General features: G+C 69.3%; 19 protein-coding genes and 3 pseudogenes. 9 read left to right on the forward strand and 13 right to left on the reverse strand.

Annotated features, from left to right (window positions below; translation table 11 throughout):
• Window positions 1-50: 50 nt before the first annotated feature.
• On the reverse strand, window positions 51-491 hold the full coding sequence (locus tag ACZ5DS_RS37990; protein ID WP_468247885.1) for a hypothetical protein: 441 nt from the start codon (window positions 489-491) through the stop codon (window positions 51-53).
• Between the two features lie 104 nt (window positions 492-595).
• Between ACZ5DS_RS37990 and ACZ5DS_RS37995 the strand changes: the two genes are divergently transcribed.
• A complete protein-coding gene (locus ACZ5DS_RS37995; RefSeq protein WP_468247888.1) occupies window positions 596-1507 on the forward strand; it encodes a M56 family metallopeptidase in 912 nt (303 codons plus the stop codon).
• 25 nt (window positions 1508-1532) lie between these two features.
• Here the strand turns inward: ACZ5DS_RS37995 and ACZ5DS_RS38000 are convergent, their stop codons facing one another.
• Window positions 1533-1718, reverse strand: coding sequence for a hypothetical protein (locus ACZ5DS_RS38000; protein WP_468247890.1), 186 nt, complete (start codon window positions 1716-1718; stop codon window positions 1533-1535).
• 287 nt (window positions 1719-2005) lie between these two features.
• Here ACZ5DS_RS38000 and ACZ5DS_RS38005 point away from each other — a divergent pair, with 287 nt between their 5' ends.
• The gene (locus ACZ5DS_RS38005; RefSeq protein ID WP_468247892.1) at window positions 2006-2302 is read left to right on the forward strand and encodes an SbtR family transcriptional regulator; all 297 of its coding nucleotides are present in this window, start codon (window positions 2006-2008) and stop codon (window positions 2300-2302) included.
• A gap of 116 nt (window positions 2303-2418) precedes the next feature.
• On the opposite strand, the pseudogene ACZ5DS_RS38010 reads toward ACZ5DS_RS38005, so the two are convergent.
• The 4 genes and pseudogenes from ACZ5DS_RS38010 to ACZ5DS_RS38025 form a co-directional block, all read right to left on the reverse strand.
• Window positions 2419-4732 (reverse strand): annotated as a pseudogene (locus ACZ5DS_RS38010) (heavy metal translocating P-type ATPase).
• A 114-nt stretch (window positions 4733-4846) separates the two neighbouring features.
• The gene (locus ACZ5DS_RS38015; RefSeq protein ID WP_468247895.1) at window positions 4847-5140 is read right to left on the reverse strand and encodes a heavy-metal-associated domain-containing protein; all 294 of its coding nucleotides are present in this window, start codon (window positions 5138-5140) and stop codon (window positions 4847-4849) included.
• Window positions 5141-5285: 145 nt separating this feature from the next.
• Window positions 5286-6392: a sensor histidine kinase gene (locus ACZ5DS_RS38020; protein ID WP_468247897.1), complete on the reverse strand. Its 1107-nt coding sequence runs from the start codon at window positions 6390-6392 to the stop codon at window positions 5286-5288.
• Complete coding sequence (locus ACZ5DS_RS38025) at window positions 6389-7054, reverse strand: response regulator (protein ID WP_468247899.1); 666 nt, start codon at window positions 7052-7054, stop codon at window positions 6389-6391. Before ACZ5DS_RS38025 ends, ACZ5DS_RS38020 begins: the two co-directional genes overlap by 4 nt.
• 324 nt (window positions 7055-7378) lie before the next feature.
• On the opposite strand from ACZ5DS_RS38025, the gene ACZ5DS_RS38030 reads away from it, so the two are divergent.
• The 3 genes from ACZ5DS_RS38030 to ACZ5DS_RS38040 all read left to right on the forward strand — a co-directional run bounded on the left by ACZ5DS_RS38030 (window position 7379) and on the right by ACZ5DS_RS38040 (window position 10318).
• Complete coding sequence (locus tag ACZ5DS_RS38030) at window positions 7379-8089, forward strand: histidine phosphatase family protein (protein ID WP_468247902.1); 711 nt, start codon at window positions 7379-7381, stop codon at window positions 8087-8089.
• Window positions 8090-8176: 87 nt separating this feature from the next.
• Complete coding sequence (locus ACZ5DS_RS38035; protein ID WP_468247904.1) at window positions 8177-8614, forward strand: DUF6153 family protein; 438 nt, start codon at window positions 8177-8179, stop codon at window positions 8612-8614.
• A gap of 99 nt (window positions 8615-8713) precedes the next feature.
• On the forward strand, window positions 8714-10318 hold the full coding sequence (locus tag ACZ5DS_RS38040) for a multicopper oxidase family protein (RefSeq protein WP_468247906.1): 1605 nt from the start codon (window positions 8714-8716) through the stop codon (window positions 10316-10318).
• A gap of 82 nt (window positions 10319-10400) precedes the next feature.
• Here ACZ5DS_RS38040 and ACZ5DS_RS38045 read toward each other — a convergent pair whose 3' ends face one another.
• The 3 genes from ACZ5DS_RS38045 to ACZ5DS_RS38055 form a co-directional block, all read right to left on the reverse strand.
• Window positions 10401-10772 carry a BlaI/MecI/CopY family transcriptional regulator gene (locus ACZ5DS_RS38045; RefSeq protein WP_468247989.1) on the reverse strand — a complete coding sequence of 124 codons (372 nt, stop codon included), beginning with the start codon at window positions 10770-10772 and terminating at the stop codon, window positions 10401-10403.
• A 157-nt stretch (window positions 10773-10929) separates the two neighbouring features.
• Window positions 10930-11154 carry a hypothetical protein gene (locus tag ACZ5DS_RS38050; protein ID WP_468247908.1) on the reverse strand — a complete coding sequence of 75 codons (225 nt, stop codon included), beginning with the start codon at window positions 11152-11154 and terminating at the stop codon, window positions 10930-10932.
• A 44-nt stretch (window positions 11155-11198) separates the two neighbouring features.
• Window positions 11199-11552, reverse strand: coding sequence for a hypothetical protein (locus tag ACZ5DS_RS38055; protein ID WP_468247911.1), 354 nt, complete (start codon window positions 11550-11552; stop codon window positions 11199-11201).
• A 241-nt stretch (window positions 11553-11793) separates the two neighbouring features.
• Here ACZ5DS_RS38055 and ACZ5DS_RS38060 point away from each other — a divergent pair.
• Window positions 11794-11961 (forward strand): annotated as a pseudogene (locus ACZ5DS_RS38060) (DUF4291 family protein); the annotation flags it as partial.
• 100 nt (window positions 11962-12061) lie between these two features.
• Here the strand turns inward: ACZ5DS_RS38060 and ACZ5DS_RS38065 are convergent.
• The 4 genes and pseudogenes from ACZ5DS_RS38065 to ACZ5DS_RS38080 all read right to left on the reverse strand — a co-directional run bounded on the left by ACZ5DS_RS38065 (window position 12062) and on the right by ACZ5DS_RS38080 (window position 17052).
• On the reverse strand, window positions 12062-13387 hold the full coding sequence (locus ACZ5DS_RS38065; RefSeq protein ID WP_468247991.1) for a hypothetical protein: 1326 nt from the start codon (window positions 13385-13387) through the stop codon (window positions 12062-12064).
• A gap of 354 nt (window positions 13388-13741) precedes the next feature.
• The gene (locus tag ACZ5DS_RS38070) at window positions 13742-15091 is read right to left on the reverse strand and encodes a VanZ family protein (protein ID WP_468247913.1); all 1350 of its coding nucleotides are present in this window, start codon (window positions 15089-15091) and stop codon (window positions 13742-13744) included.
• A 943-nt stretch (window positions 15092-16034) separates the two neighbouring features.
• Window positions 16035-16124 (reverse strand): annotated as a pseudogene (locus tag ACZ5DS_RS38075) (TerD family protein); the annotation flags it as partial.
• A 265-nt stretch (window positions 16125-16389) separates the two neighbouring features.
• Window positions 16390-17052 (reverse strand): hypothetical protein, encoded by a 663-nt coding sequence (locus ACZ5DS_RS38080; RefSeq protein ID WP_468247915.1) that lies wholly within the window; start codon window positions 17050-17052, stop codon window positions 16390-16392.
• A gap of 269 nt (window positions 17053-17321) precedes the next feature.
• Here ACZ5DS_RS38080 and ACZ5DS_RS38085 point away from each other — a divergent pair, with 269 nt between their 5' ends.
• The 3 genes from ACZ5DS_RS38085 to ACZ5DS_RS38095 all read left to right on the forward strand — a co-directional run bounded on the left by ACZ5DS_RS38085 (window position 17322) and on the right by ACZ5DS_RS38095 (window position 20617).
• Window positions 17322-17690, forward strand: a complete 369-nt coding sequence (locus tag ACZ5DS_RS38085; RefSeq protein WP_468247918.1) for a VOC family protein — start codon at window positions 17322-17324, stop codon at window positions 17688-17690.
• Between the two features lie 540 nt (window positions 17691-18230).
• A complete protein-coding gene (locus ACZ5DS_RS38090; RefSeq protein ID WP_468247919.1) occupies window positions 18231-18965 on the forward strand; it encodes a dienelactone hydrolase family protein in 735 nt (244 codons plus the stop codon).
• 365 nt (window positions 18966-19330) lie between these two features.
• The gene (locus tag ACZ5DS_RS38095) at window positions 19331-20617 is read left to right on the forward strand and encodes a serine/threonine-protein kinase (RefSeq protein ID WP_468247922.1); all 1287 of its coding nucleotides are present in this window, start codon (window positions 19331-19333) and stop codon (window positions 20615-20617) included.
• Window positions 20618-20663: the final 46 nt, after the last annotated feature.

Genomic DNA, 20663 nt, shown 5'->3' on the forward strand with positions numbered 1-20663 from the left:
TGGGGCGGACGAGGACCACTCGCCGCAACCGGGGACGGCGCGGGTCAGGATCAGGTCCGCCACACGCCCAGCCGGGCCCTGGACCGTTCGGGAGGAGGCGCGCCGCAGCGGCGGCCGGGTGCCCCGCCTTCCGCGGCAGCGAGGGCAGGAGCCGGTGCGTCGGCGCGATGGATCTGCGCGGGCTGCTGGAGCTCCTCGCGCGACGCGACCGTGTCGCGCGTCGGCTGCAGCGTCAGGATGTCCGCGTCTGCGCAGCCCGGATGATCGTGCCCGTGCTCCTCGGATTCCGCCGGTCCAGGTGCCGACCACTGGGGCGTCTGTTCATGGGACGGCATGGACGCGGTGAGAACGGTCTCCCAGTTCTCCGCCTCGTCCATGGCGTGATGGTGGGAGCAGGCCATGACATGCGCCAGAACGGCCAGCAGCATGGCGAGGACCGCTCCGGCCGGGTAGGCGAAGCGGCGGCGATGCCGTGCGATGCGAGCCGTCATAAACACGAACGGTAAGCAGGCATGGGCGTAAAGTCGCTGCAAGCCACCTGATCAGGTGAAGCGCTACGCTCGGCGCTTCGAGCGGTGAAGAGGCGGAGCAACGCATGATCACAGCTGTGGGGCTGGCCGGATACGCGGTCCTGGTGGGAGCTGCGGTGCCTCCTCTGCTGGCTCGGGCCCGTTGGGCGCATCGCGCGCCGGGCGTTGCGGTGCTGGCGTGGCTGGGCCTCATGGTCACGTTCGTCGTCGCCACTGCCCTGTCGATGTATCACCTCGTGGCGACCGGGCAGCATGTGCACGACGGCCTGTTCGGCCGGCTCACCGCATGTGCGCCGGGCGCCGATGCCTCGCCGGCGGCCGACGCGCCGCCCACCATCGGGGACGCACTGGCGATCGCAGCCCCTCTCGTAGTCGTACTGGTCCCGGTCGGCTGGCTGCTCGGATGTGCCTGGCGGGCCCGCCGCGCCCGTGGCCGCCACCTGGACATCCTCACGCTCGTCGGTGAGCCGGCACCCGAGTACGGCGCCGTCATCGTCGACCACGGTGTGCCGGCCGTGTACTGCCTGGGGGGACGCTGCGCCCGCGTGGTCGTCACGCGCGGCGCGGTGGACGTCCTCACGAAGGAACAGATGCGGGCCGTACTCGAGCACGAGCGTGCTCATATCGCGGGCAGACATCACCTGCTGAAGACCCTGGTCCACGCGTTCTCGCGCGCTTTCCACGGTCTGCCGCTCGCCCGCCATGCCAAGGAGCAGACGAACCTGCTTCTGGAGATGATCGCGGACGACCGCGCCCTGCGGCACCACTCCAGGGATGCCCTGGCGACCGCGATGTACGAGGTCGCAGTCGGGCGAGTACCGGAGGCGGCACTGGGTGCGGGCGGATCGGATGTCCTCGTCCGGCTGCGGCGCGTGCTGACCCCGCAACCCAGGCCGCGCCGTGCGGCCTGGCTGGGAATCGTGGTCGCGACCGTGGCGGCTCCGCTGCTGCCGATCCTGGTGGCGTGCGGGCCCTGAGACCTACCGGACCGGCCGGCGCGCCTCAGCTCCGCCGACGGTGACCGACGGCTCGGATGCCGAGGCGGCCCAGCACCACGTGGCCCGTCATGAAGAGGAGCTTGAGGACGACGACTGCCACGATGGCGCCCGCGCCCCACTCGGTCCACGCGGAGCCCGACAGAGCGGCACCGCCCAGGCCCAGGTGCAGGGCGACGACCACGATGGCCACCGCGCCGAGACCTATGGCCTTGCCAAGTCCCCTACGCTTCCCGGCTGCTTGCTCAGGCACGTCGGCCGTGCCGGGAGCCTCGCCGACCGGAGCTGTGGGCGCTGCGGACCGTTGCCACGTCACCGTCAGTCGGTCGCGGCGGCCGATCTTCTCGATCCGTCCGGCGATGCCGTTCCGGAGTCGTTCCAGGGTGTCCTCCTTTCCGGGCCGCGGGGCGGGGCGTCTTTCGGGAACAGCTCGCCGAACTCCGCGACGGGCCCGGTGACGCCGGCGAACGGCTCGCGGCGGTGCTCGAGCGGTACGCGCTCATCTGCCACCACCGGGGGCGCCACGGGACCGAGGAACTCGCGGCGCTCGTCCACCGCCCCGAGCACATCGCTCACGCGCAGCAGCAACTCGTCGACCTGTTCCGGGACCTGCTGGCCGAGGCCGCGAAAGCCGGCGAACTCCGCGACGACATCGCGCCCGAGGAGCTGACCAGTTACTGCCTGCACGCACTCACCGCGGCCGGCGGTCTGCCGTCCGAGGCCGCGGTCCGGCGCCTGGTGGCGGTCACCCAGGCCGGGCTGCGCCCCGGGCCCTGATCGAGGGCCGGCGCGGATTCCGGGCAGCAGCCGAGCGAGCGGAGACAAGGGAAACGAGACGAGGGGCGCCCGACCTCCCGGCCGGGCGCCCCTCGTCAACGGTCCTGCCTGCGCTCCTACTTGAAGGACCGCAGCCGCAGGCTGTTGGTCACCACGAACACCGACGAGAACGCCATCGCGGCTCCCGCGATCATCGGGTTCAGCATGCCGAACGCGGCGAGGGGCAGGGCGGCGACGTTGTAGCCGAACACCCAGAACAGGTTGCCCTTGATCGTGGCCAGGGTCCTGCGGGACAGCCGGATCGCGTCGGCGGCCACGCGCAGATCGCCCCGGACGAGGGTCAGGTCGCCCGCCTCGATCGCCGCGTCCGTGCCGGTTCCCATGGCCAGGCCCAGGTCGGCGGTGGCGAGGGCGGCCGCGTCGTTGATGCCGTCGCCGACCATCGCGACCGTACGGCCTTCGCTCCGCAGCCGCTTGACGACGTCGACCTTGTCCTGGGGAAGGACCTCGGCGATCACCTCGTCGATGCCGACGGCGCGGGCGACGGACTCCGCGACCAGCTGGTTGTCGCCGGTCAGCAGCACCGGCTGCAGGCCCAGCCTGCGGAGCTCGGCGACCGCCTCGGCGCTGGTCTCCTTGACCGCGTCGGCCACGGTGAGCACACCCCGTGCTGCGCCGTTCCCAGGCGACCGCGACCGCCGTACGGCCCTCGGCCTCCGCCGCGGCCTTGGCCTCGGCCAGCTCACCGGGAAGCTCGATCACCCTCCCCCACTCTCGGCTTCGCTCAAGCGGGGGGACCCCCATCCGCAGGAGCTTCGCTCGGCCGGCGAGCACCGCGTGGCCGTCGACGACGCCCTGGACGCCGAGTCCGGCGACGTTCTCGAAGTCCTCCGGGACGGGCAGACTTCCCACCCGCTCCACCGCTCCCGCGGCGATCGCCTGCGCGATGGGGTGTTCGGAAGCGTGCTCCAACGAACCCGCGAGCTTCAGCAGTTCTCTCGTCCACGCCGTCTGCGACGTACACGTCCTGGAGGGTCATCCGGCCGGTGGTCACGGTGCCGGTCTTGTCGAGCACCACGGTGTCGGCCCGGCGGGTGGACTCCAGGCCTCCGGCCCCTTGATGAGGATGCCGAGCTGGGCGCCGCGGCCGGTGCCGACCATGAGGGCGGTCGGTGTGGCCAGTCCCAGGGCGCACGGGCAGGCGATGATCAGTACGGCGACGGCGGCGGTGAACGCGGCGGTGGCGTCCCCGGTGACGAACAGCCAGGTCGACAGGGTGCCCAGGGCAATGAGGATGACCGCGGGAACGAAGACGGCGGAGATCCGGTCGGCGAGCCGCTGCACCTGCGCCTTGCCGTTCTGCGCGTCCTCGACGAGCCTCGCCATCCGGGCGAGCTGGGTGTCGGCGCCCACCCGGGTGGCCTCCACGACCAGACGGCCCCCGGCGTTCACGGTGGCGCCGGTGACCGCGTCGCCGACCGTCACGTCCACCGGGACGGACTCACCGGCCAGCATCGAGGCGTCCACCGCCGCTGAGCCCTCGACGACGGTGCCGTCCGTGGCGACCTTCTCGCCGGGCCGTACGACGAACCGGTCACCGACCCCCAACCGGCCGACGGGGACCCGGACTTCCTTGCCTCCGCGCAACACCGAGACATCCTTGGCGCCCAGCTCCAGCAGCGCCCGCAGGGCCGCGCCCGCCTTGCGCTTGGACTTCGCCTCCAGGTAGCGCCCGGCGAGGATGAACGCGGTCACACCGGCCGCGGCCTCCAGGTAGATCGAGGAGGAGCCGTCCGCGCGGGAGACGGTGAGGTCGAAGCCGTGCCGCATGCCCGGCATGCCCGCGTGCCCGAAGAACAGCGCCCACAGCGATCAGCCGAACGCGGCGAGCGTCCCGATGGACACCAGCGTGTCCATGGTCGCGGCGCCGTGCCGGGCATGGGTGAACGCGGCTCTGTGGAAGGGGAGAGCGCCCCACACGACGACAGGGGCGGCCAGCGTCAGCGACAGCCACTGCCAGTTGTCGAACTGCAGGGCCGGGACCATGGCCGTCAGGATGACGGGCACGGACAGCGCGATGGAGACCGCGAGCCGTTGGCGGAGCGAGAGCAGCTCGCCGTCCGCTGCCGGAGCGGCGGCCTCGGCGGTGTCGTCGGCCGGGGGAGTGGGCGGTGGGGGTTCCTCGGCGGTGTAGCCGGTCTTCACCACGGTCGCTATGAGGTCGGCGACCTCGACGCCCGCGCCGTAGGCGACCTTCGCCTTCTCGGTGGCGAAATTGACCGTGGCGGTGACGCCGTCCATGCGGTTGAGCTTCTTCTCGATGCGGGCCGCGCAGGAGGCACAGGTCATGCCGCCGATGGAAAGCTCGACCTCGGAGGTGGCGACGGGGGCCGCAGTGCCGAGTGCGGTCGCGGGTGCCGTGCTGGTCATGGCGTATCTCCTGGGAGAGGCCGGGACGTACGGCGTCCGTATCAGCGGAGCGGTACGTCCCGGCGCGGGGAGGTGCGGCGCAGGGTGCCGGGGCAGACGGGCCCCGGGGAGCCGTCAGGCCCGGCCGACGAGCTCGTATCCGGCCTCGTCGACGGCGGCGCGGACGACCTCCTCGTCGAGCGGGGCGGCGGAGGTGACGGTGACTTCACCGGTCTGGGCAACCGCCGTGACGGAGGTGACGCCGTCCAGGGCGGATATCTCCTGGGACACGGCACCCTCGCAGTGGCCGCAGGTCATGCCCGACACCTTGTACACGGTGGTGACGCCGATGCCCTGAACATCGGTCGCGGTGCCCGAGCCGCAGGAACCGCCGCCGCAGCAGGAGCTGGAGATCGTCTGTTCGGTCATGGTTTCTTCCTCAGGGTCTGGGTGCAGGGGTCGGTGCTGGGGCCGACGAGGTTGTGCCGCCCGTCCGACAGCACCCACACTATACCCCCCAGGGGTATTCCCTAGGTGTCATCCCGCTCACGTGCTCCGGGCACGCCGTGCCGGGTCACGCCGCCGCCTCGACCGGCAGTTCCAGGCGAAGCTCCCAGCCGCCGTCGGCGGTGGGCCCGAAGGCGACGGTGCCGCCGAGGAGGGCGGCGCGCTGTCGCAGGGCAACCAGGCCGTAGTGCGCACTGGGCAGGGGCAGGGCGGGCCGAGTCGGCGCGGTGTTGGCGACCGTGACACACACCGCGTCGCCCTTGTGGCGGGCGCGCACGGTGGCGGTGGCCCCGGGGGCGTGCTTGCGCACGTTGGTCAGCGCTTCCTGGACGGTGCGGTAGACGGCGCGCTGCAGGGCCGGCGGAAGGTCGCCGGGCAGATCCGTCGTCAGGTCGGTGTCGATGCCGCTGGCGTCGATCAGTCGCCGCAGGTCGGCCAGGGACGGCTGCGGAGTCAGTTCCCTCGGGTGGCTTCGGGAGTCGCGCAACACGTTGACCATGTGCCGCAGTTCGTCGAGGGTCTGCACGCTCAGCCGCCGGATCGTGGCTGCGGCGTCCTTCGCTGCGGCGTCCCGCGTGGCGACCTGCAGCGCACCCGCCCGCACTGCGATCAGGCTCACCTGGTGGGCGACCACATCGTGCATCTCACGCGCCAGCTCCGCACGCTCCTCGGCCAGGACGGCCTGTGCGCTCAGCCGTCGCTCGTGGTCGCGAGCCTGCGAGATCTCGGCCAGTCGCAGCGACAGGTCGGACCGAGCCTGAACCAGCTGGCCGAGGAAGACAGGAGCCGTAGCCGTGGCCGTCGTATAACCCAGAGTGATCAACGCCGGGGCGCTCCACAGGTCCAGATGCGGGGGCGGCGACCAGGAGGTCATGTCGCAGAGCGTGTACGCCATGACACACGCGGCCAGCAGTGTCCGGCGCCGGGTGCGTGTGGCCAGGGTGTACAGCCCCGCCAGGGCGGCGATGGTCGCGTCCGAGAGCAGGACGGCGGGCAAGGTGAGCAGGAAGGTCGGCAGGGGCCGGCGCCGGCGCAGCAGAAGCAGGCAGGCGGCGGCCAGGGCCAGCGTCATGCGCAGCGGATCGTCCCAGGTGACATGCACCCACACGTCCAGCAGTGCCGCGCCCACGAAGCCGGCGTCACGCAGTGCGCCGGCCAGGCGGCGGGGCATCATCCTCGCTCCAGTTCCCGGGGCGGTCTGAGGAGTCCGGCGCGTTCGGCGACCAGGGCCGCCTGGACGCGGCTGCCGACCTCCAGCTTGGTGAGGATGGCGCTCACATGGTCCTTGACCGTGCCGATGCCCAGGTGCATCCGGGTGGCGATGTCCGTGTTGGACAGTCCCTCGGCGATCAGGACGAGCACTGCGCGTTCGCGGTCGGTCAGCCGCTCCAGGACGCGGGTGGCGGGTGCCTGGCAGCCGGCCTCGAGGTATCCGTCCACGACGGTTCGCGTGACCTTCGACGACAGGACGGTGCCCCCGTCCGCCAGGGCGCGCACGAGGAACGGCAGTTCCTCCGGGTCGGTGTCCTTGAGCAGGAAGCCTGCCGCACCGCAGCGCAGGGCCGTGGTCACGTACTCGTCCATGTCGAACGTCGTGAGCATGGCCACCACCGGAGGCTGCGGCAGCCCGCGCAGCTCGGCCAGGACCGACAGTCCGTCCACGTCCGGCATGCGGATGTCCAGCAGTACGACGTCAGGGTGCCTCTCCTGCGCCTCCTGGACCGCCTCCCCGCCGGGAACCGCCGCCACGACCTCGATGTCGTCCGCGGCGTCCAGGATGCACCTGAAGCCCGTACGGATCAGGGCCTCGTCGTCGACCACCAGTACCCGGATCACGCCTGCTCCCACTCACCGTCGGATCACTGTCCGTCGTACCACGCCGATCAGCACCCCGCTCCCCGAGACCGATGACCGTCCAGGTGGCGGGGCCGGCGCCGGCCAGTCGGCGGGGACGTTCCGGCCTCCTGCCGGATGGTTACGGCAACGGGGTTCGCGAACCCTGGAGAACGTGAGGCGCAACGAGCCGCACGGAGGTGGTGTCGGCGGCCGTGGCGGACCGCTCGCCGCCGCGAGGAGGTCGCCACGACCGCCGAGCGGCATCGACCCGGCGGTCTCACACCCCGGCGGTGTCACGCCGGGCCATTCGAGGAGGGCAGCCGGATGACGATCAGCCTGACACTTGTGTGCGCGCACCCCGCAGACACCCTCGCAGGCGCGGTCTTCGGGCACGCCCGGCCGAGTGAGCGCGACCTCGACGAGGCACGGACCGCCCTGGCGGCACTCGCCCCCCATACGTCGGCCCTGCGCTCGCCCACGAGCAGCTGCGCACGCACGGCCGTATCCCTCGGGCTGAGGACCAGAGCGGAGCCCGCACTGCGCGACCTCGACTACGGCGCATGGCGGGGCCGCACCGTGGCCGACATCGTCGCCGCAGACCCCCACGGATACAGCGCCTGGCTCACCGACCCGGATGCCGCGCCGCACGGCGGCGAAACCGTACGCCAACTCTGCCACCGGACGGCGAACTGGCTCACCGGCCTGCCCCCCGACACCGGCCACGCCCTGGCCGTCATCGAACCAGCCGTCTACCGGGCCCTCCTCGTCCACGCCCTGTCCGCACCCGCACGCGCCTTCTGGCAACTCGAGACACCGCCCCTGCACATCGTCTGCCTCACGCGGCGCAGCGACGTCTGGAGCATCCAGCCGGCCACCACATTTCCCGCACCGAGCGCCGGCCGGCATAAGACTTCCTCCGGCACCGCGCCGATCAGGCCCAGGCGCAGCGGCAGCCATCACAGGACGCACCCGGGCAGGGAACAGACGGCGATGCTCCGGGACAGCAGCTCCCACTCGAAAGTCACCACGGCCTGACCCGACCCGGACCGCGAGTGGATCAGATACCCCCTGCGGGTATAGTGGGCCGCGCTTCCTGTCGAGCGATGCAGGGTACGGAGAGCGATGACCAGAGCCACGGGCCGGCTGACCGGCCTCCGCGGCAGCGCGCTGCGCTGCGCGTGGACCCTGGTCGTCGCGCTGTTCGCGGCCCTCGCCGTACTCGCTCACCACGAGACGTCGGCCCTCATGCCCGCCCCGATGGCCGGCATGGATCACACGACGGTGATCATGGCGCCGACGACTGCTTCGGAGACCGGACACGGCGCGGTGCTCCACGCCGTCCGCATGCCCATGGACGACGGCACCGGCGCTTGCTCGGGCTCCGCCATGCAGCACTGCTCGGCCGGGGACGTGAGCACCTCGAAAGTCCTGTCGCCGCCGGCCGCCGTCACCATCGGCCGATCGGAGGCTGTCAGCGTTCCGACCGCCGGGCACGCGCAGTCCGGCAGGTCAGGCCGGGCGCCACCAGACCTGTCCGTCCTCTCCCGGCTGTTGATCTAGGCCGTATCCCGCGAGCCGCCGCGTTCCCCGCATGCAGGGGCGCGGTGCTGCCCGCGCACGGCCTGACCAACGGCACACCGAGAAGAGGACCTTCCCGACATGAACAGCATCCACCGCCGCTCCGTCCTGCTGGCTGGTCTCGCCGCCGCCGGAGCGGGCGCCCTTGCCGCCTGCACCAGTGGCACCGGCAGCTCCAGCGGCACCCCCTCCCTGGTCGGCCCCGACGGTGCGGCGGTTGCCGCCGCCGACAAGAAGCGCAAGGGCACCGGCAGGACGCAGAAGGTGACCCTGACCGCCGCTCGCGCCATGCTCGACCTGGGCGGCGGGGTCATGGCCCGCAGCTGGGCCTTCAGCGGGCGTACCCCGGGCAACGAGCTGCGCCTGTCCGTCGGAGACACGCTCGCCGCCGAGCTGTCCAACCAGCTCCCGGGCAGGACGACCACGTCGATCCACTGGCACGGCATCGCCCCGCGCGCCGACATGGATGGTGTGCCTCCGGCCACCCAGGCCGCCGTACGCCCCGGAAGCAACTTCACCTACCGGTTCATCACCGACAGGCCCGGCACCTACTTCTTCCACCCGCACGTCGGCGTCCAGTTGGACCGTGGCCTGTACGCCCCGCTGATCGTGGAGGACCCCAAGGAGCCCCTCCGGTACGACGACGAGTGGGTGGTCGTCCTCGACGACTGGGTCGACGGCGTCACCGGCACCCCCGACGAGGTCTTCGCCGAAGTCAGGCAGGGCATGGGCGGGATGGACATGGGGGGCATGGACATGGGCGGGATGGACATGAGCACCATGAGCAGGGACAGCGGGAGTGTGCACTCGGCGAGCGCCTCGCCGTCCGGCTCCGGTGGCATGCCGATGAAGTTCATGCTCATGGGCGCCGAGAGCGAGCTGCTCGGCGGCGACGCCGGCGACGTCAAGTACCCGTATCACCTGGTCAACGGCCGTGTCCCGACCGACCCCGCCGTCTACACCAGCAAGCCCGGCAAGCGCATCCGGCTCCGCATCATCAACGCCGCCGGCGACACCGCGTACCGCGTCGCGCTGGGCGGCCACCAGATGACGATCACCCACACCGACGGCTTCCCGGTCCGGCCGACCAGCGCCGACGCCCTGCTGATCGGCATGGGCGAACGGTACGACGTCACGGCCACGCTGGACGACGGCGTCTTCCCGCTGGTCGCCCTCGCCGAGGGCAAGAACGCCGGCGCCATAGCAGTGCTCCGCACGGCATCCGGTACGACGCCGAAGGCCACGGTCCGCCCCTCCGAGCTGAACGGCATGATCATGTCCGCCTCTCAGCTCAAGGCGGCCGACGACGTCCGGCTGGAGACGAAGAAGGCCGACCGGGTGCACCGCATCGAGCTGACCGGCGGGATGGGCCACTACGACTGGGGCATCAACGGCAAGCGGTTCGACATGAACAACCCGACCGCGAACCCCATCCTGGTCAGGCAGGGCGAGCGGGTCCGCCTGGACTTCGTCAACAAGACGACCATGTGGCACCCCATGCACCTGCACGGCCACACCTACCAGCTCGGCACCGACGGCCCGCGCAAGGACACCACCATCGTGCTGCCGAAGAAGACGGTCTCCGTCTACCTCGACGCCGACAACCCGGGCCAGTGGATGCTGCACTGCCACAACGCCTACCACGGCGAGGCCGGGATGATGGCACTGATGGCCTACCAGGCCTGACGAACGTCTCGACGGCGTCCTCCGTCCGCACCGTCGTCGCCGTGCGGACGGAGGGGTCAACGGCCCGTCCACGGGCCTTCGTTCAGGTGTCGGCGCGCTTCCCGACCTTGCGAAGGGCCTTGCGGAGCGCGGCGATCTCGGCGGACGACATCTGGTCCACGAAGTGGCTCAGCGCCACGGGGTGGTCCTCGCTGGCGCTGAGGGCGTCCTCCATGAGGGCGGCAGCGTACTCTTCCCGGGTGCGGACCGGCTCGTAGAGCCAGGCGCGGCCCTCTTTCTGCTCACGCAGCAGCCAGCCCTTGCTGTGCAGGATGTTGGCCACGGTCATCACGGTGGTGTAGGCGACAGGCCGAGTGCCGTTGATGTCGTCGACTATCTCGCGCACGGTCGCGGGGCGCCTCCACCTCCACAGGCGGTCCATGATCTCCGCCTCCAGATCACCCAGCCGTCGCATGCCCAGCGTCTCCGTCTCCCTCTGCACCGCGTCAATGCGAGTCATCGTAAGGGGTCGATCAGTTGAGCGCGCGGCCTCGGGTCTCCGGCAACCAGCCGACCAGCGGCATGCCGCGACCCCGGTCAGCTGCGGGCGCGATTGCTTAGCGCGGATTCCTTCACGGCAGTGGGCCGTGCCATTCCGGCTGGACGCCCGCAGTTGCTCTGGCGTGAGCATCCGGGTGAACGGCCGGCTGGGCCGCATCCTGTCTGCCGAGGAGTTCCGCTGCTTGGTGCTCCATGTGTTGTGCTGCCAGCTGAGCCTCCGCGACGGCGTCACCGCGTTCGCGCACCAGGTCCTCGTAGATCGGCAGTTGGACGTTTCCGGTGAGGCTGCTTTGCACAGTCGATCCTTCCGCTGTTGTGCTTCTCCGGGCTGGAAATGCCGTCAGGCCCGGTTGAGCCTTGCGGAGATCCCGTGACCAATCAGCAAATACATAACGGCCGGGAGGCCATAATTAAGGATGACCCGTAGACCCTCTGTGTCCATCGTGAAAATGTCCTGCGACCACCCGGCCAGCCAGTCCGCCGTTCCCTGCACGAACTTCACAAAGACATTCGCCTGATTCGCATCGAGCAGGAACAACAAGATCCACAGGACCAGCAGACCTGCCGCGGTGTCGGCGATCGTGCAGACCGTCAGCGCCGTGCGCCGCCCGGCGGCCCGGTGGCGTGTGGAGCGGTCTGGGCTCGCGGGCTGGTCATACGTCTGGTATCCGGAATACGGGTCGGTGTTGCTCACAAGAAACTCCGATCTGACGCGTTGTCGTGTCGCGCGGTTGTTGCCCCGGGCGCTGAAATTCGGCCCAGGGTGTCACCCCGCTGTCGTCTGGTTCTGCGTCTTGGGAGCGCTGTCGCGTTACACCTGGCTCTGCGACAACCAAAATATGGCTTCCTATTCGGGCACTTACCCAAATGTTCGGGTGCGAGGGAACATTTGCGGATGGAATGGAAGAGGGAGTCTGCCTTCCCGGCTGACGTCGGTGACGACGTATAGGGCACAGCCCGCATCGTCAAGGCACCAGATCCGAGCCCTGCACACGGACTCCACGGTCACCGTCTACCAGGCGTACGCACCGGAGATCGGTCTGCCGGCGGCCCGGGAGGGCCGTTTCCCGGCGGTGCGGCAGCGGGACCGGATGACATGGATCAACAAGCCGTGTTCACAGACCTCATCCGTGTCCTGGTGGCGTTTCTGGCGGCGTGCCGAGACGGGGTTGTCACACTCTGCGCGCCTGTGACCCGTTCGCATCAGCGAGAGATGCCCGCATCGTCCAGGTACTGGTGCATGGTCTCCGGGGGAAGGCTCGGGTTACTGAGGGCGTGGGCGGCGGTTTCCGGATTCCGGCAGCTTTGGAGGATGAGGTCTACTGGCAGCGCGGGGTGCGCGGCTGCCATGCCACGAACACGCTCGTCGGGGTCGGCCAGCAACCGGACCACTACGTCGACGGGCGCTTCGGAGTCGAGCCCCACCAGCCACCTCTTGTCCGGGTCCGGGTCGTCGGCGAAGCGTTGTCCGTTGCCCGTGCGCGGGAAGTTCGGGTGGTTCAGGAGAAAAGCCTTGGTGATGACCTTGCAGTCCATATACGTCTGCAGCACCACTTCGCCGTCGGCGGTCGGCTGGTTCTCACAGAGCAGGAGCCGCACGGGGTAGTCGTCGTCCCTGGAGAGCAGGTCGATGGCGTCGGCAGGCAGGTGCCGGCTGTAGGCGGCGCTGCGCCGTAGCAGGGTGTTGGCCGACTCGGCGCATTGGCGCAAGACGTCGGGATCGGCACAGAGCCGGACCCATTCGACGGGACAGAGCCGGTCGGACGGGGTGATGGTGACGTCAATGGCGGTACGTTCGGTCTCCGTCAACTCGGGTCGTACCGATACCTCCAGCCGCACGCTGTGCGCGTCGTCGTTCGCCAATGTCCGGACGATGTCGATGGGAACGCTGAGGTTGGCCGCCAGGTCCCGCCGGTCCCGCTCTTCGGTGCCGGCTGCGAGACGCTCGGCGGTCGCCGTGCTCATGGCGCCGTACCGGATCACATCCTGCCTGTGGAAGCGGCCGATTTCCGCGTCGAGAAGGAGGTCCGTGTAGCCCGCGTCGTCGCGGCAGGCCGCCATCATGGCCGCCTGACGTACTTCGTCATCGGCGTCGCGGAGCAGACGGCTTCGGGTGACCTCGGAAAGCAGGGCCCACTGGCCGCAGGCTGCCTGCCGGAGGTCCGCGTCCGGGTGGTCGGCGAGCCCGGCGACCAGGCTTGGAACTGTGTGCCGGCAGAAGGCTGCGATTCGGCGGACCGGGAGTTCCGGATCGGCGAGCAGGCGCTGCTGGGTGGACAGGGGCAGTGGCTGCACGGGGATGCGGAACCAGTCGGGTCCGATGGCCAGAGCACGGCGGACACGTGGATCGGGATCGTCCACGAGCCGGGCGCGCTGTTCGGCCGTCACCGCGGCGTTGCCAGCGAGGACTTCCCGCAGCCTGCGGTCGGGATGCGCGACGATGGCGTCGACCACCTCGTCGGGCAGAGGGCGACAGGCGATGGAGTCCCAGGCCGCGATGGCTTCCTTGGACAGCAGTCTGGTCAACACCTCGGCCGGCGCCGCAGGATTGCGCGCGATTGCATCCAGGGTCTCGCGGTGACCGCACTCTCCACACATGGCGCATCCCCCTGTTCGCCGGCGAGTGTCGCGGGCCCGCAGATTGTGTGCATGTCGCGCGTACAAGGTCAACGTTGGCGATCATGCTCTGCCGTATATCCAGAGAGCGACGACCGGCTTCCGGGGGCAGCCCGCCCGCTGAAAAGGTCTGTGAACACGGCTCGACATGGGGGTCATCATCTCCCGCTGACGACCTCTTCTCCGTGACTCAGGACGACCGAACCAGCACGTGCACGCCCCGCCACGCCGAGCCTTCTGATGGTTCGGCCGGCAGAGGGCCGCCCTTCACTCGTCGTAGATCTGCCCGGTGCCCGCATCGACGACCGCACTGAACGGCTCGCATTCAGAGCCGTCCTCGTCGGGCGTGCACTCTGTGTCAGTGATCTTCACGGACCACACCGCGCGCCAGGGACCCCGCCAGCCCTTGGCGCGTTCGACCTTCAACACGTCGGCCCGGATCTTCAGCGCCCCGACATCGGCACCAAGCTTCTTCTGCTTCTTCCTTGCGATCTCCTCGGCCCGCTTCGCCGAAATCAGCTGGGCGGGAAGGTCCACGTGCGTGGGCCCGAGGTCCACCAGCATCTGCGAGACACGGCCGGCTCGATTGATCTGCACGTCGAGGCTGCGGGGCATCACCACCCCGTGCTCCTTGAACCGCCATGAGGAGAGCCATCCGAACTCGGCCTTGCTGCCCACAGGTTGGGTCTCGTGCCAGGAGGCTGCCGCGGCCCAGGGGTAGTGGGCCTTCATGTAGGCGCGGGCGACGAGGTACGCACTCCGAGCGTCACGGGGCTTTCCGACGCCGGGAACGGGAAAGCCGGCCTTGGTCGGGTGGGTGGAGTTTTCGAAGCTCACGTTCAGTTGGCGTCCACCGGGCCACATCAGTTCCGCGGGGAATCCACCGGACATCTGGATGGACATCCAGCCGTTGTATCCGTTGAGGCCGGGGCTGACGCGTACGGCACCGACGTGATAATAGTCCCCGAATGCCTGATGAATGGCCCGCTCGGCGGCCTTCCGCTCGGCATCGTGCGCATCCCGGACGCCGGAGCCGTCCACGTGGTCAAGGGTGATCGCGGTCTGGCAGACCGCCAGCCCCGTCACACCGAGCACTGAGGCCACGATCAAGGTGGGCCTGGCCCACGCCTTCCATGCGACGCGCCCCCGCACCAGCACGAGTCCCAAGGCCACGCCCAACAGACCCCCACCGGCGTTCATCTCCACGTCGGCGCTGTCGCAGATTCCGCTCACGAACGGTGCCAGGGCCTGGGCGAGTTCGATGAGACAGGGCAGGGCCAATACGCCGACAAGCACGGGAAGCGGCCGGCGCAGTGCCAGCACGCCGAACAGGCCGAGCGGGACGAACATCGCCAGGTTCCACAACCCTTGTGTGGTGTACAGCGGCTCGGTGACCTCATGATTGATCACACATTCGGCACGCCCTGCCTCGCCTCCTCGCAGCGCGAGCGTGACGCCGAGCACGCCGGTCAGGCAGAAGGCCAGGGGCAACCACCAGGAGGAATGGGGCACTTGACATCGGCGCGCCATTGCCCACGCGGACAGCCCCACGATCGTGGCAACGACTGTGAGCCCGGCCAGGAACCACATGTCGTCACCGAAGACAGCGCCAAACACCTCATATCCTCTCTGTTGGTGACCCTGCAGTCTCTGTTCCGTTCACCAAAACCCCACGACTTCGACTTCCCGGCACCCGAATTCATGGAGAAGTAACTCCTCCAGTGCTCGGAGCCGTTGTAGCTGTAGCCGAGCCGGACCGAAACGCTGCCGCCGCCAGTCTTTTCGCACCTGGTGTAGGCGCGCGTTTCAGTGTCGAGGGTGTTCTTCCAGTGGAAGAGGTAACCGTTGTCGAGCTTGGTGCAGCGCTGCCGAGGGTCGCCCGTCGCGGTGTATCCGTCGTGCGAGCAGTAGGTGTGTGACGCGGAAGAGAGCCCCGACGGCTCGTCCGTCGAGGTGTCGACACCGTCAGTCTGGTTGGCGCTGTTACCGGGTTCGGCGGTTGTCGCCGCGCCGTTGGGCACGTCGTCGGCCGCGTATCAGGCAGTCGGTGCCAGGACGAACGCGAGCGCAGCAAAGACGGTGGCGGCTCGGCGGCCATTACGCATGGAGCGCATCAAAGAATCCTCCCCTGATTCACTTGGGACAAGCGGCGCTCGCAGGGCAAACCGATGGAGCCCTCGGATCAGGAGATGATTCAGGTACGGGTCACGAACGTGACTGCACACAAATAAGCCCGGAAATCCGGGATAAAAATACTCCCCCTAGGACGCCATCGCGCTCGCGCGCGGCGCATGCTCTGGTGGCCTGGTCAGGGCCTCAAGCATCGTGATCATCCTACAGTATTACGAGGATGGCTGCTGATCTGAACCGCTGGGTCTGGGGTGAGGAGGCGAGAGAGCGCGGCCAGTAGGAGTCCGCCGTTCCACTCGCGAGCCGAGCGAGGTCCACGAATGGTTTGTGAGCGAGGCTTGACGTGGGTCATCAAGCCGCGTTCACGGACCCATCCGGGCCACTACAGCATCCGGACTCAAGCGCGGACGGCCTACTCCACCTCGATGCCCTAGTCCTTGAAGAGTTCTTCCAGACCGCCCGTGCAGCCCTTACCGCCGAGGACGAAGTCCCAGTCCCCGTTGGATCGGCGCCTCACTCCTTCGGTCAGCTCGACGTCGCCGCCGTTGTGTCGCGCACAAAGGCCAGCTGGGCACCGGCCCCCTGCCGGTACTCCCGCTGGTGATGAGGATTCCTGAAGCTGACTGAAGCTCCCCAGGGCTGCTCGCGTGCCCCACTTGGTTGCGTAGTGAACGGAGGGGCCGATCCGCCCGCCAGTTGAGTGTTTGCACGCCTCCTCCCCGTCAAGGGTGCCTACGGCGTCACGTATCCGCATCTGACCGCCGGTACGGAGTGGCATTGCCGCTCTACCGCTCGGCGGTGCCGTCCTCACGGTCAATCTCGTAGATCCGCTCTTGAAGCCGTTCACCGGCCCAGTCCAGCCCGACGCCCAGGTCAAACCAGTGCCGATCCTTGCGGACTCCGGGCGGTGAGAGGTTCACCGCCGCCCACGAGAACACCCCTAGGAGGAGGGAACGCCCGTGCTGCGTGGTGCGCACGGACAACGCAAACGGCGCGGCGAGTGCCGCGCGGGTGACCAACATGACCTGTTCGTCCTCAGAATGTCGACGCCCACCCGTGAGAAACCGGGGCGTTTCAAGGATCTTGACCCACTCGACCACTGCGTCTGACACCTGGGCGCGCAAGGACCCTTCGATGCCCTGCCGGATGGCGGTCGCGGGATCATCGCCGAGCCAGCCAAGCCAGTGATCAGGGTCAGTGAGCTTGCTGAAGTCGTCCTGTGGCACCCCGTGACGGGGATTCTCCTGGTACTCCCCTGTCAGTTTCCCGCTGCTATCCACCAACCACGCGCCGCGGATTGCCTCGGGAGGTACATAGCCGTTCGGGTCGTCGATATACGTCGGGTCGATCTCGGCGACGCTGCCACCCGGATTCTCAGCAGCCGCAGCCAGCAGTGCCGGCTCGTTCGGTATGCCCTTGCGTCGGCTTCGTGAGCCAAAAAGCCCCACGTTCCCACCCCCACCGTTGCCTGCCCAGTTGACCGCGATTGTGCCGCACCGGTCAGGGACCGCATGAGGGAGGTGTGCGTGCGTGACGGCGACAGGTGGGTGGGGAATCCCAGCGAGCATGTCTGCCCCACCCCAAGCAACGGGTGGGGCTCGTACTGGTCGCGGGCGGCAGTCTGGGGTGTGGATCGTCTGGCAAGGCGGTTTTGCCGATGAGTTCACCGTCCTCGAACGGTCTACCCGGCGACACGACCGTTCTCGACAGGAGTGCCATGTCCACCATCCAGCCAGTGATCATCACTGCCGACCAGGACGTTCTGCTCGGCTTCTATACCCGATTGTTCGGCGCTGAGGAGATTTTCCGGGTACCGGCGGAAGGCCCGGCCTTCTACCTCGGTTTGCGCATCGGCGACACCGACCTCGGGCTGGTGGCCAAGACGAACCCGGGGACCGGGACGGCACCGCGGATCCTGCTCAGCATCGGTGTCGACGACGTCGACGAGACGCTCGGCCGGGTGGAGGCGCTGGGCGGTTCGGTCCGCAGCGGCCCCAACGACATGCCGTGGGGACAGCGCGTCGCCCACATCCAGGACCCCGACGGCAACCCGTTGAACCTCACCCAGCCGATCCCGGCTCAGTGACGCTGTTCCGGGGTGCTTGTGCTGGTCGTGGGCTGCCTGCGGTAGAGATTAGCCGCGTTCGATAGGGGTGCGTCCGGCGGCCAGGATGCGGTTGGCCTCCCTTTCGGCGGGTGCGAGCTTGCGGGCACGGGTGGACTTGAAGCCGGTGACGACCACGGGGGTCGTCCCCGTCGTCGTCCACGCCGAGGAAGCCCAGGTCGGCCAGGGCGCCGAGACCGGCAGCGCGCAGGTGGGCCAGGATATGCACCCTCCGTCAGCGGTTGACTGGCGGTTCTTCGGTGCTCGAAGCGGTGGCGGACATGCGCTTCCCGACCAGTGGCAGGCGTGACTCCGACGCCGTGGTGTCCGGCCACGGAGCCTCCGCGAAAACCCGTTGGCGCAACCGCGGCGGCCACTGCTACGTTTCCGGAGGCCGTGCGAGAGAACGAGGAGGTGGTATCCGTGAACGCAGTATCGACATGGGTGCTCCCCTCCGGGGTCACGGTCGGGCGGTAGGTCGTCCGGGAGCGCCGTTCAATGGCACTCCTGAAAGGCACGACCATGCAATTCACTTCTGAACAGCGTCTCGACGACGCTGTCCTCGAGCGCGCATTCACCCTCGGTGAGATCCCCGGCATCCTGTGGACGCCCGCATCCGCGTCCGCACCGGCGCCGCTGATCCTGATCGGCCCCCCTCCTCTCGGGCTGCGCAAGACGTACCCCCGGCTGGTGGCCCGGGCCCGGCACGCTGCTGCGGACGGCTTCGCCACGGCCACCATCGAGCTCCCCGGAAGCGGCGACCGGCCCCGTTGGCCCGCCGCCGAGCAGGCTCGCGCCGATCTGCGCCGGGCGATAGAGGCCGGCGAGCCGGTCAGCGACGAGATCATCGACGCCCTCGTCCTCCCGCTGGTCGACCAGTCGGTCCCGGAATGGCAGGCAGCCCTGGACGCCCTCCTCGCGCTGCCCGAGATCGGCGGCCCGGTCGGGTACTCGGGGGGAGTGATCTCCATCGGGACCCGGCTGGCGGTGGTCGAGCCGCGCATCTCGGCCGCCGTTCTGTTCGCCGGGAGTTTCGTCCCCCGGGCCATGTTCGAGGAGGCCCGCCAGGTCACCATTCCGCTGCATGTCCTGCTGCAGTGGGACGACGAAGGCAACGACCGGCAGGCGGCCCTGGACCTGTTCGACGCCTTCGGTTCCAAGGAGAAGACCCTGCACGCCAACATGGGCGGGCACACCGGCGTCCCGCAGTTCGCGGGGGACGCCGCGGCCCAGTTCTTCACCCGACACCTGAAGTGACGCCGGGCCGTCAGGCCACCAGCAGACGGTAAGCCGTGTCGGCCAGGATGCTGCCCATCAGGGACAGGTCCCGGCCCTCCTCGGCTCTCTACACCGCGGGCCCCTGCCAGACCCCCGGCAGGGGCCCGCGCTGCCCGAAGCCATGAACTGCTCGATGTCTGCAGAGCTTCGAGTGCTGCCCAAACTCGGGTTCTGGCTCAACTTCCGTGAACCGCGGCTCTCCGTAGTCAGGAAGGGGCGACCAAGCGGAGGGAGACAGGGGAGGTTTGGCGCGGCCGAGCCAGCCTTGGCCGGAGGCGGTAGTCCTGTCACCGTCCGCAGAACGCGGCGGCGCACGTGGCCAAGTCGGGTGCCGGGCTGCGCAGTTGGGTGCGTTGGAAGTGGTGCGGCCGGAACTGGCCGAGGATCCCGGTTTCCGCCGCAGGTTCGCCCGGGAGGTGGCGGCGGCGCGGGAGGTCACCGGCTTCTTCACGGCCGCCCTGGTCGACGCCGACCCCGACAGCTCGTCCCCGTGGCTGGCCACCGCCTATGTGCCCGGCCTGCCGCTGGACGAGGCCGTCGCGTCATACGGCCCCTGGCCGGTGCAGTCGGTGCAGGCGCTGGGCGCCGGCCTGGCCGAGGCGCTGGAGGCCATCCACGCGGCAGGTCTGATCCACCGGGACCTCAAGCCCTCCAACGTCCTGATCGCCCCGGACGGACCCCGGGTGGTCGACTTCGGGATCTCCGTAGCGGACGAGGTCACCGCCCTCACCCGCACCGGGATGATCGTGGGCACGCCCGGTTTCGTGGCTCCCGAACAGCTCACCGGGAAGCCTGTCACACCGGCCACCGACGTGTTCGCCCTGGGCGCCGTGCTGACATACACGGCCACCGGCACCGGCCCGTTCGGCACCGGCTCGGCGCAGTCGCTCAACTTCCGTATCGCCCATGAGGAGCCGGAGCTCTCCCAACTGCCGTCGCCGGGACTGGAGATCATCGCCCGCTGCCTGGCCAAGGACCCCGCCCGGCGCCCGGCGGTCGCCGCACTCCTCGAAGAACTCGCCCTGGTACCGGCCGATAGCCACCCGCCCACCGAGGTCGCCCCCCAGACCGCCCCCTGGCTACCCGCCCCGGTCGCCCACGCGCTACCCATCACCGTCACCGCGCCCGCCCCGATGACCCCAACCGGCCCGCCACAGCCCGCTCCCCCTCCGGCGCCCGTCACCGTGACGGCCACACCGGCTGCTGCTTCCGCCGCACCGACCGCGACCGCATTCCCCCCAGCACACCACCGCACCACCCTCCCCTTCTGGATTGCCATCGCGGCCCTGGCACTCGCCATGGTCTTGCCCGCCGTCAACGGACACGCCGCCCTGACCGGCCTGTCCGATGGCTCCTGGCCATACGCCATGGCCGCTGCGCTCAGCGCCGGCACCTGCGCGACAGCGTTGTTCATGTCGCGCCGCACCCGCGCCATTCCCGTGCCGCGCTGGCCCCGGTATCTGCACGCTCTCACCACCACCCTCAGCACCGGGCTGGTCGTACTGATGACCGTCACGGCCGACCCCGATATTCTCGGTCCCGGTGTGTATACCTACGCCTTCGGGTGCGCGATGCTGATCTACAGCGTCTTCCGGTTCCCTGAATCGCCGAAACAACGGACAGCACTGTGAAAACGGTTCGGGGGCACCTGGCACGATCCCGCACCGCGCGGCGGGT

This window comes from Streptomyces sp. NPDC031100 (assembly GCF_055570785.1).